The sequence below is a fragment of the Streptomyces sp. NPDC058469 genome (assembly GCF_042721125.1).
Classification (GTDB): domain Bacteria; phylum Actinomycetota; class Actinomycetes; order Streptomycetales; family Streptomycetaceae; genus Streptomyces.
Genome location: NZ_JBHXME010000068.1, coordinates 42,054 through 52,178, shown reverse-complemented (window position 1 = coordinate 52,178; position 10,125 = coordinate 42,054). Strand labels below are relative to the sequence as shown.

The window sequence follows — 10,125 nt, the reverse complement described above, 5'->3', positions numbered from 1 at the left end:
CGACCCGCTGGGCCGCGGCCGGGCCGCCATGTCGGCACGCACCGAGCAGCTCAGGCCGCGCACGGACACCGCCGACCGGCTGGTGAGTTCCGTGTGCCCCTACTGCGCGGTGGGCTGCGGCCAGCAGGTCTACGTCAAGGACGACAAGGTCGTCCAGATCGAGGGCGACCCCGACTCGCCCATCAGCCGCGGCCGCCTGTGCCCCAAGGGCTCCGCCACGCTCCAGCTCACCACCGGCCCCGCCCGCCGTCACGAGGTGCTGTACCGGCGGCCGCACGCCCCCGACTGGGAGCCCCTCGACCTGGAGACCGCCATGGACATGGTGGCCGACCGGGTGATCGAGACGCGGCGCCGGACCTGGGAATGGGAGTCCGAGGGGCTGCGCACCGCGCGCACTCTCGGCATCGCCAGCCTGGGCGGCGCGACCCTCGACAACGAGGAGAACTACCTCATCAAGAAGCTGCTGACCGGTCTCGGGATCGTCCAGGTGGAGAACCAGGCCCGGGTCTGCCACAGCTCCACGGTCGCCGGGCTCGGTACCTCCTTCGGGCGGGGCGGTGCCACCACCTTCATGCAGGACCTCCAGCACGCCGACTGCATCGTCATCCAGGGCTCCAACTTCGCCGAGGCGCACCCGGTGGGCTTCCAGTGGGTGATGGAGGCCAAGAAGCGCGGCGCCCGCATCATCCACGTCGACCCGCGTTTCACCCGCACCAGCGCGCTGGCCGACCTGCACGTCCCGATCCGGGCCGGCAGCGACATCGCGTTCCTCGGCGCGATCATCAACCACGTCCTCACCGAGGAGAAGGACTTCCGCGAGTACGTTCTCGCCTACACCAACGCCGCCACCCTGGTGAGCGAGGACTTCCGCGACACCGAGGACCTCGACGGCGTCTTCTCCGGCCTGGACGAGGACAAGCACCACTACGATCCGTCGAGCTGGCAGTACCAGGGCGTCGAGGTGCAGCAGCCCACCGGCGAGGTCGACGAACAGTACGAGGAGCGCGTCCGCGGCTCCGGCGGCCCCGAGGCACACGGCTCGGGCGGGGCTCGTACCGCCGGCCGGCCGCCTCGCGACGACACGCTGCGGCATCCGCGCTGCGTCTACCAGATCCTCAAGCGCCACTACGCCCGCTACACCCCGGAGTTGGTGGAGGAGGTCTGCGGGGTGCCGCGCGAGACGTTCCTGCGGGTGTGCGAGGACCTGACCGCGAACTCGGGCCGCGAGCGGACGAGCGCGTTCGCGTACGCGGTCGGCTGGACCCAGCACTCGGTCGGCGCGCAGTACATCCGCGCCGCGAGCGTGCTCCAACTGCTGCTCGGCAACATCGGCCGCCCCGGCGGCGGCATCCAGGCCCTGCGCGGCCACGCCTCCATCCAGGGCTCCAGCGACATCCCCACCCTCTTCAACCTGCTGCCCGGCTACCTCCCCATGCCGCACGCCCACGCGCACGAGAACCTGGACGCGTTCATCGAGGCCAGCCGCACGGACAAGGGCTTCTGGGGCAACATGCGGGCCTACTTCGTGAGCCTCCTCAAGGCGTACTACGGCGACGCGGCCACCGCCGCCAACGACTTCTGCTTCGACCACCTGCCGCGCCTGACCGGCTCCCACTCCACCTACGACACGGTGCTGGCCCAACTCGACGGCGTGTGCAAGGGCTACTTCCTGATGGGCGAGAACCCGGCCGTCGGCTCCGCCAACACACGGCTCCAGCGCCTCGGCATGGCCAACCTGGAGTGGCTCGTCGTGCGCGACTTCTCCCTCATCGAGTCGGCGACCTGGTGGCAGGACGGGCCGGAGATCGAGACCGGGGAACTGCGTACCGAGGACATCGGCACCGAGGTGTTCTTCTTCCCGGCCGCCGCCCACACCGAGAAGAACGGCTCCTTCACCAACACCAACCGCTGGCTGCAGTGGCACCACGCGGCCGTAGAGCCCGAGGGCGACGCCCGCAGCGACCTGTGGTTCATGTACCACCTGGGCCGCCGCATCAAGGAGCGGCTGGCCGCGTCGACCGACCCGATGGACCGGCCCGTGCAGGATCTTACCTGGGACTATCCGGTGGACGGCGCATTGCGGGAGCCGGTCGCCGCCGCCGTGCTCGCCGAGATCAACGGCCACGGCCCGGACGGGGCGCCGCTCTCGGCGTACACCGAACTCAAGGACGACGGCTCGACGAGGTGCGGCTGCTGGATCTACTGCGGGGTGTACGCGGACGGCGTCAACCAGGCCGCCCGCCGCAGGCCCGGCAGCGAACAGGACTGGGTGGCGGCCGAGTGGGCCTGGGCATGGCCCGCCAACCGCCGCGTCCTCTACAACCGGGCCTCGGCCGCCCCGGACGGCACACCGTGGAGCGAGCGCAAGGCGTACGTCTGGTGGGACGAGGCCGAGGGGAAGTGGACCGGGCACGACGTCCCCGACTTCGTGCCCGACCGAGCGCCCGACTTCGTACCGCCGGACGACGCCCGCGGACCGGACGCCCTGCGCGGCGACGACCCGTTCATCATGCAGGCCGACGGCAAGGGCTGGCTCTACGCGCCCGCGGGACTGGAGGACGGCCCTCTCCCCACGCACTACGAACCGCAGGACTCGCCCTTCACCAACGCCCTCCATCCGTCCACACCACGTTCCCCCGTACGGCAGTTGCTGCCCCGCGAGGGCAACCGCTATCACCCGAGCGGCGACGACAAGGGCGCCGAGGTCTTCCCCTACGTCGTCACCACGCACCGCCTCACCGAGCACTTCACGGCGGGCGGCATGAGCCGCTGGTCGCCCTATCTCTCCGAGCTCCAGCCGGAGTTCTTCTGCGAGGTCTCCCCCCAACTGGCCGCCGAACGCGGCCTTGAGCACATGGGATGGGCCACCATCGTCACGGCCCGCAACGCCGTCGAGGCCCGCGTCATGGTCACCGCGCGGATCAGGCCTCTGACGGTGCACGGCCGGACGGTCCACCAGATCGGACTGCCGTTCCACTGGGGGCCCAACGGGGTGGCCACCGGCGACGCGGCCAACGAACTCGTCGCGATCGCCCTCGATCCCAACGCCCACATCCAGGAGGACAAGGCGCTGACCGCCGACATCCGCCCGGGGCGCCGGCCGCGCGGCCCCGACCTGCCGAAGCTGGTCGCCGAGTACCGCAGGCGCGCGGGCATCACCGCCACGACCGGGACGGAGACACGGACATGACGGACCGTCACCTGCTGAGCGGTGTGGAACCCGACCCGGCGCGCGACGCCGGACACCCCGAACCCCCGCCCCGCGTGGGCTTCTTCACCGACACCTCCGTCTGCATCGGCTGCAAGGCCTGCGAGGTGGCGTGCAAGGAGTGGAACGCCATCCCGGAGGACGGGCTCTCCCTCACCGGCATGAGCTACGACAACACGCAGGGACTCGGCGCTTCCACCTGGCGCCACGTCGCCTTCATCGAACAGCAGAAACCACAGGTCCCGGCACCGGGCGGACGGACTCAACTCCCCCTGGTGGAAGCCGAGTCGGAAGCGCCAGGCGGCGAGCCCGGCGAACTGCGCTGGCTGATGTCGTCCGACGTGTGCAAGCACTGCACCCACGCGGCCTGTCTGGACGTCTGCCCCACCGGCTCCCTCTTCCGGACCGAGTTCGGCACGGTCGTCGTCCAGGAGGACATCTGCAACGGCTGCGGCTACTGCGTACCCGCCTGCCCGTACGGCGTCATCGAGCAACGCCCCGACGACGGCCGGGCGTTCAAGTGCACGATGTGCTACGACCGGCTCGGCGCCGGACAGGAACCCGCCTGCGCCAAGGCCTGCCCGACGGAGTCCATCCAGTTCGGCCCGCTGGACGAACTGCGCGAGCGAGCCGCGCTGCGCGTGGACCAGCTGCACGAGGCGGGCGTGGACGGCGCCCGGCTCTACGGCCATGAACCTGACGACGGAGTCGGCGGCGACGGCGCGTTCTTCCTGCTCCTCGACAAACCCGAGGTCTACGGGCTGCCCCCGAACCCGGTCGTCACCACCCGCGACCTCCCCACGATGTGGAAGCACGCAGGTGCGGCGGCCCTCTCACTGGTCGGCGGCTTCGCGCTCTCCTTCGCGCTGCCCGCCCTCCGGGGAAGGAAGGGAACACGATGACGACGACGGGACAGGACGGGCGACGCGGTCGCCGTGGGCGTGGCGGGCGTCGCGGGGAGCAACTCATGGTCCCCCGCGCCGAGTTCGAGTCGTATTACGGGCGCCCGATCATCAAGGCACCGTCCTGGGCCGCCCGGGACATCGCCGGGTACTTCTTCCTCGGCGGGCTCGCCGGCGCGGGCTCCGTGCTCGCGGCGGGTGCCCAGCTCACGGGACGCACGAACACCGCCACGGCGATGAAGGTGTCCTCGCTCGCCGCGGTCTCGCTGTCCGCCGCCGCGCTCGTGCACGACCTCGGAGTGCCGAGCCGGTTCCCGAACATGCTCCGGGTCCTCAAGCCCACCTCGCCCATGAGTGTGGGCTCGTGGCTGCTCGCCGGCTACGGTCCGGCCGCCGGCGCGGCCGCCGTCAGCGCCGTCACCGGGCGGCTGCCCCGCGCAGGTGCCGCGGCGACCGCGGCGGCGGCGCTGCTGGGCCCGGCGGTCGCCTCGTACACGGCGGTCCTGGCGGCGGACACCGCCGTACCGGCCTGGCACGGCGCACACCGCGAACTCCCCTACCTGTTCGTCGCGTCCGCGACGGCGGCCGCGGCCGGAATGGCCCTGGTCCTCGGGCCCGTGACCGAGTCCGCTCCGGCCCGCTGCGCCGCACTGCTGGCAGCCGCGGCCGAGGCGACGGCAACCGGCGCGGCCGAGAAGCGGCTGGGCATGGTCGCCGAGACCTACCGTCAGGACCGGGCCGGAACTCTGCTGAGGGCCGCCCGGCTGCTCACCGCGGCCGGTGCCGCGGGCGGCCTGCTGCTCGGCCGCCGCAGTCGACCGGCCGCCGTGGCGAGCGGACTTGCCCTCCTCGCGGGCTCCGCGTGCACCCGTTTCGGCATCTTCGCGGCCGGAGTGGCCTCGGCGGAGGACCCGAAATACACCGTGCTGCCCCAACAGGCCGACGACCAGCCCGACGAGGGCTGAGGGTTGGGTTCCGGACGTGGGCTTTGGGGCCTCACACCCTGTCCCTCTGGCACCGGGGCGCCCGGGTAGCGACCATGTATCTGAAGGACGACGACACAGGACCGGGATCGCGACCTCGGAGAAACGATGACTTCAGACACCCCTTCGGGAAGCGGCGCGCCGCATGATGTCCCGACAGAGCCCTCCGTGCCTGCGGAGGTCGTGGAGGAGATCGTAGAACTGCGGGAAGAGGTCGGCCAGTTGAAGGAGGCCGTCACCTCGCACGCCACGGTGGACCAGGCCATCGGCATGATGGTCGCCCTCGGCCGTGTCACGCCGGACGAGGGGTGGGCCGTACTCCGTGAGGTCTCCCAGCTCACGAACATCAAGCTGCGCAACATCGCGGAACTGATCCTCATCTGGGGGCGGAACGGAGACCTCCCGTCCGACGTCCGGGCGCCCCTGGAAGAGGCCCTCGACAAGTACGGGCCCACCCAGATTCCCGGAGCTCCACCCCCACCGTGATCCGGCGTTGTCGTTTGCGGCGGCCCCAGCCCGGTAGTCGGAGGAAGGCGGACAACTGTCCAACCGCTCCCGGGAGGGTTCGGCAGTGAGCCCGCCACCGGCCGCCCCGGGAGAAGTCCCGCAGGGCGGCCGGCCTCGCCTCCGAAGCGGGCTAGGCGGCGTCGGCCAGGACGCGTTCGCGCACCGTGGCGCAGGAGGTGCTGATCAGCCGGGAGACGTGCATCTGCGAAACACCCAGCTGCTCCGCTATGCAGCTCTGGGTCATGCCCCGGAAGAAACGGAGGTAGAGGATGGTGCGCTCGCGCTCGGGCAGCGTCCGCAGAGCGGGCTTGACGCCCTCACGGTCCACGACCAGGTCGAAACCGGTGTCCCGCTCCCCCAGCAGGCCGGCGAGCGTCGTACCGGCGTCCTCACCCGGTGTCTCGGCGTCCAGCGAGAGCGCGGTGAAGCTGTCCAGCGCCTCCAGACCGACGCGTACGTCCTCCTCGCTCAGCTGCGCGTACGCGGCGATCTCCGCGATGCCGGGGCGCCGGTCCGAACCCGTTGCGGACAGGTCCCGCAGGGCGACGCGCACCCTGTTGCGCAGTTCCTGCACGCGCCGGGGCACATGCAGCGCCCACATGTGGTCGCGGAAATGGCGCTTGATCTCGCCGGTGACGGTCGGAACGGCGTAGCTCTCGAAGGCATGCCCGCGGTCGGGATCGTAGCCGTCGACGGCCTTGACCAGGCCCAGTGCCGCGACCTGCCGCAGATCCTCGAAGTCCTCTCCCTTTCCCCGGTAACGGCCCGCGATACGCTCCGCCATGGGGAGCCAGAGGCGGACGAGTTCGTCGCGCAGAGCGTCCCGCTCGGGCCCGTCGGGCAGGTGCGCGAGGCGGGCGAAGGCGGCGGCGGTGTCGGGGGCGTCGTCGTGCGGATGGCGCTTCCTGGTGACTGTGGCCATGGTGCTCACAGCTCCCTCAAGGGGTTGCCGACTGGACGGTCCCCATGGGAGCGAGCACGCACTGACCAGGTGAAACACACCCGCGATCCGGCATACGCCAGCTCCCACGGACGTGCCTCCTGTCCGAAGCACTCACAGGCCGCATTCCCGCTCGGACACCCTCGAAACAGTCATCCGCAGAGAATGACACTGCGCAATCAGATCCCCCCGAAATATGATAAATGGGGTCGCGGGGTGCGGGACGCATAGAAGCCGAACCCCTGGGGCCGCGGAGCCGCCTCACCGAACACCACGGGGGAAGGCAACTCCGCAGCCCAGTTCTCTCCGGCCACCCAGCCACCACCCGAGCCCCCCTCGCCGTCCAGTCAAACAGCGTGCACCGTTGCGGACGGGTCCTGCGGTGTTGAAGACCTGATCGAGCACTCCGAGACCCTGCGCGCGCTGCACGCCGAGAACGGCAGCCCCGTAGCCCGCCGACGGATGGACGACGTCGCCTACACACTGTGTGTATCGACCGGCAGCCGTGACATCGACGCGGCCCTCATCGCGGCCCGGCACCAACTCCCCGGCGCCCGGCCACAGGACGACTCCTTGATGACGGCCGACTGACGACCCCGTACGTCTCGTCCTGCGAACTGATGTGGTTGCCGTGGCCGATGAGGGGGACTCGGACGACAGGAGGAGTCCTCTGCCATACAGCCGGAGCGCCGTACGGCAGGCTCCGTGACAGCGCCAAGTCGAGGAGTTCTCATGGAAAACCGTCACGACGAGGACCTCTACACACGTGACCGTCCCACTCACCCCACGCTGCCCGAGGACCGGCCACGCGGGGCACAGCCCAAGGCGTCGGTGAGCCACCGAGGCCCGTGGCTGACGGCCGGTCTCATCATCGGCGTCATTCTGTTGATCTTCATCGGGATCGCCTTGTTCCCCTGATCGTCCTGTCGCCATGGGCGGGCGCTCGATGCCGCAGAGGGGAGGGGAGCCAAGCGCCGAGACGGCGGCGTGGCTCCCCTGGACGCAAAGATCGCCGTGTTGCTGTCATCGTCCCGTACGGAACCTGTCAGTTCTGCCGGGGGTGACCAGGCTGCTGGACGGTGTGCGCCGGTGCGACGTCCCGGTCATCTACGTCAACGGCAACTTCGGGCAGTGGCGCTCCCACCACGGCGAACTCCTGGAGGCCGCCCGGCGCGGACCTGGTACGGGCCATCGCCCCCGACGACACGTCGCTGTTCGTCGTCAAGGCACGGCACTCGGCGTTCTACGAGCCCCCACTGAGCTATCTGCTCGGCCAGGAAGATGACGACCACATGGTGCTGTGCGGGCAGGTCACCGAGCAGTGCGTGCTGTACTCGGCGCTCTACGCCCACATCCGGCATCTGACGATGACGGTGCCGCGCGACGCGGTCGCTCACATCCACCAGGGCCTGGCCGAATCCGCCCTGCGGATGATGGAACGCAACATGGGAGCGCGCATCACGACCGCGGACGAGGTCCGCTTCCCCGACCCGACCCGACCCGACCGATGACGAACAACGCGGCCCGAACGCGCCGCCCGACACGGGGTCATACGGCGAGCGCCGCGTTCACCGGCCCTTGCGCAAGGCCTGCGCGGCGACCTCCAGGTCCGCCACCAGCCCCGCGTACGCGGCGTCCCTGTCGTCGGAGCGCAGGACCGCCGAAGGATGAAGCGTCGCGACCGCCCAGCGCTCCGCCTCCTCGTCGCGCCCGTCCTCATCCGGCAGCGGGATCAGTGTTCCGCGGTCCTTGGTCACCCGGAACGAGCGTCCGAGCAGCGCTTTTCCGGCTGTCGCACCGAGGGCCACCACCACGTCCGGCCGGATCAGGCGCAGCTCGGCCCGGAGCCAAGGCCGGCAGGCGGTCAGTTCCCGCAGGTTCGGCGCCTTGTGGATACGGCGTTTGCCGCTTTCGGCGAGGGTGAACTTGAAATGCTTCACCGCGTTGGTGACATACGTATTGTCCCGATCGATCCCGGCCTCTGCCAGGGCTTTGTCCAGCAGCCGGCCGGCCGGTCCGACGAAGGGCTCACCCCGCCTGTCCTCCTGGTCTCCGGGCTGCTCCCCGACGAGCACGATCCGCGCGGTCGACGTGCCCTCACCGAAGACCGTCCCTGTGGCCTTCTCGAAGAGGGGACAGCCCCGGCACTCCGCCGCCGCCTGCCGGTGCGCGGGCAGCCCGCCCCGCTTCGGCAGGTAAGGAGTCGCGTCGTACGCGGCAGGACCCGCCTCGTGGTCCTTCGGCTCGTTCCCGGATCGACTCATGGGCTCACCTGGTCACTTCCTGCCGGAGCCACCGCTCCCGAAGGAGCCGCTGGAACCGGCCTCCCACCTGGGGACCTCCTGATTCCGGCCCCGTTTGCTCCCTGAGGCGTGAAGGCTGCTCGGCCTGAGCCGCTCACTCTCGTCGGCGGCACGCGGGACCTCGTCCGGCTCCCGCACCTCACGCACTTCCCGTACGGGTCCGGCCTCCGGCAGCCTGGGGTGTTCGTCCGGCCGGGGCGGCCGCGGCTGCTGCCGCCGCACCTTCACGCCCAGCCGAACCGCCCCCATCAGCAGGCCCACGACCACGAGGCCGCCGACGAAGGCACCGATCGCCCCCATCGCCGCGTTGGACACGGCCAGGTACAGCAGTCCGCTCTGCGTCGTCATGGGCGCCGGGTACCCGGTCGCCGAGGCGGTAAAAATCGTCCCCCACCGTCGCGTCGGCCGTCCTCCCGTCCCCTCCGTTGCTCCGATCGTCGGTGGAGTTCCGCGGGACCTCGTGGCAGGGGCGGATCTCGCTGGTCACGGCGGTACCGTCACCGCCCGGAGGCACACTGCGGCCATCGGTGACACCGTCCGTTTCCCGGTGGGCCGCCGGGGCACCCGCCCGAATCGACGTCGGTGGAGGAGGAACATGACCGAACTCTCCGAAGGCCGCGACACCGCGCTGTGGGCGGCTGCCGCCGATCCCTCTCTGGGACGTGCCCTGCTGCGCTGGGCCTCGACCACCGATCACAAGGTGATCGGCAAGCTCTACATGGTCACGGCGTTCTGCTTCTTCCTGTTCGCCGGCCTGCTGGCCCTGGCGATGCGGGCCGAACTCGCCCGCCCCGGGCTCCAGTTCATGAACGAGCACACCTACAACCAGCTCTTCACGGTCCACGGCACGATCATGATGCTGCTGTTCGCCACCCCGATGTTCGCGGGGTTCGCGAACGCCGTGATGCCGCTGCAGATCGGCGCCCCCGACGTCGCCTTCCCGCGCCTCAACGCCCTGTCCTACTGGATGTACCTGTTCGGTGGCCTGATGGTGGTGTCGGGTTTCCTGGTTCCCGGTGGCGCGGCGGCCTTCGGCTGGTTCGCCCACGCCCCCTTGAACAGCGCCTACCACTCTCCCGGCGCGGGAGGCGATCTGTGGGTGATGGGGTTGGTGGTGACAGGCGTCTCGACCACCCTCGGCACGGTCAACTTCATCACCACCATCCTGTGTCTGCGCGCGCCCGGAATGACGATGTTCCGGATGCCGATCTTCACCTGGAACAGGGTGCGCAGCACGGAGGCACTCCCGAATATAGGCTCCTTGCCTGTGTTTATGCAGGTC

The 10,125-nt window shown here is 70.3% G+C and carries 9 protein-coding genes and 2 pseudogenes; 8 read left to right on the top strand and 3 right to left on the bottom strand.

Translation table 11 applies throughout. The features are described from left to right. From fdh to ACFWP5_RS26965, 4 genes are all read left to right on the top strand, one after another. A partial coding sequence (fdh, locus tag ACFWP5_RS26980) for a formate dehydrogenase (RefSeq protein WP_384161647.1) occupies positions 1 to 3,190 on the top strand: 3,190 nt, incomplete at its 5' end. Continuing rightward, positions 3,187 to 4,110, top strand: a complete 924-nt coding sequence (locus ACFWP5_RS26975) for a 4Fe-4S dicluster domain-containing protein (RefSeq protein ID WP_384161644.1) — start codon at positions 3,187 to 3,189, stop codon at positions 4,108 to 4,110. The genes fdh and ACFWP5_RS26975, both read left to right, overlap by 4 nt. 65 nt (positions 4,111 to 4,175) lie before the next feature. After that, positions 4,176 to 5,075 (top strand): NrfD/PsrC family molybdoenzyme membrane anchor subunit, encoded by a 900-nt coding sequence (nrfD, locus tag ACFWP5_RS26970; RefSeq protein WP_384161641.1) that lies wholly within the window; start codon positions 4,176 to 4,178, stop codon positions 5,073 to 5,075. A 201-nt stretch (positions 5,076 to 5,276) separates the two neighbouring features. Then, entirely contained in the window at positions 5,277 to 5,579 is a 303-nt protein-coding gene (locus ACFWP5_RS26965; RefSeq protein ID WP_365987801.1) for an ANTAR domain-containing protein, read from the top strand. Between the two features lie 151 nt (positions 5,580 to 5,730). Here ACFWP5_RS26965 and ACFWP5_RS26960 read toward each other — a convergent pair whose 3' ends face one another. Next, entirely contained in the window at positions 5,731 to 6,522 is a 792-nt protein-coding gene (locus ACFWP5_RS26960) for a SigB/SigF/SigG family RNA polymerase sigma factor (protein WP_384161638.1), read from the bottom strand. A gap of 411 nt (positions 6,523 to 6,933) precedes the next feature. Here ACFWP5_RS26960 and ACFWP5_RS26955 point away from each other — a divergent pair, with 411 nt between their 5' ends. The 3 genes and pseudogenes from ACFWP5_RS26955 to ACFWP5_RS26945 all read left to right on the top strand — a co-directional run. Next, complete coding sequence (locus ACFWP5_RS26955) at positions 6,934 to 7,131, top strand: DUF5133 domain-containing protein (protein ID WP_384161659.1); 198 nt, start codon at positions 6,934 to 6,936, stop codon at positions 7,129 to 7,131. Positions 7,132 to 7,272: 141 nt separating this feature from the next. Next, positions 7,273 to 7,458, top strand: coding sequence for a hypothetical protein (locus ACFWP5_RS26950; RefSeq protein WP_384161635.1), 186 nt, complete (start codon positions 7,273 to 7,275; stop codon positions 7,456 to 7,458). Between the two features lie 127 nt (positions 7,459 to 7,585). Continuing rightward, a pseudogene (locus tag ACFWP5_RS26945) lies at positions 7,586 to 8,051 on the top strand (isochorismatase family cysteine hydrolase); the annotation flags it as partial. A gap of 57 nt (positions 8,052 to 8,108) precedes the next feature. Here ACFWP5_RS26945 and ACFWP5_RS26940 read toward each other — a convergent pair. Together ACFWP5_RS26940 and ACFWP5_RS26935 are read right to left on the bottom strand one after the other, a co-directional pair. Then, positions 8,109 to 8,804, bottom strand: coding sequence for a UdgX family uracil-DNA binding protein (locus ACFWP5_RS26940; protein ID WP_384161632.1), 696 nt, complete (start codon positions 8,802 to 8,804; stop codon positions 8,109 to 8,111). 12 nt (positions 8,805 to 8,816) lie between these two features. Beyond that, positions 8,817 to 9,191: a DUF6479 family protein gene (locus ACFWP5_RS26935; protein ID WP_384161629.1), complete on the bottom strand. Its 375-nt coding sequence runs from the start codon at positions 9,189 to 9,191 to the stop codon at positions 8,817 to 8,819. A gap of 247 nt (positions 9,192 to 9,438) precedes the next feature. Here ACFWP5_RS26935 and ACFWP5_RS26930 point away from each other — a divergent pair. Beyond that, a pseudogene (locus ACFWP5_RS26930) lies at positions 9,439 to 10,065 on the top strand (cbb3-type cytochrome c oxidase subunit I); the annotation flags it as partial. Between the last annotated feature and the right edge of the window lie 60 nt (positions 10,066 to 10,125).

What these genes read in the sequence shown, in the direction of transcription:
- ACFWP5_RS26975 (WP_384161644.1), top strand. Translation starts at nt 3,187, where the DNA reads ATGACGGACCGTCACCTGCTGAGCGGTGTGGAACCCGACCCGGCGCGC.
- nrfD (WP_384161641.1), top strand. Translation starts at nt 4,176, where the DNA reads ATGGTCCCCCGCGCCGAGTTCGAGTCGTATTACGGGCGCCCGATCATC.
- ACFWP5_RS26960 (WP_384161638.1), bottom strand. Translation starts at nt 6,522, where the DNA reads ATGGCCACAGTCACCAGGAAGCGCCATCCGCACGACGACGCCCCCGAC.
- ACFWP5_RS26950 (WP_384161635.1), top strand. Translation starts at nt 7,273, where the DNA reads ATGGAAAACCGTCACGACGAGGACCTCTACACACGTGACCGTCCCACT.
- ACFWP5_RS26940 (WP_384161632.1), bottom strand. Translation starts at nt 8,804, where the DNA reads ATGAGTCGATCCGGGAACGAGCCGAAGGACCACGAGGCGGGTCCTGCC.
- ACFWP5_RS26935 (WP_384161629.1), bottom strand. Translation starts at nt 9,191, where the DNA reads ATGACGACGCAGAGCGGACTGCTGTACCTGGCCGTGTCCAACGCGGCG.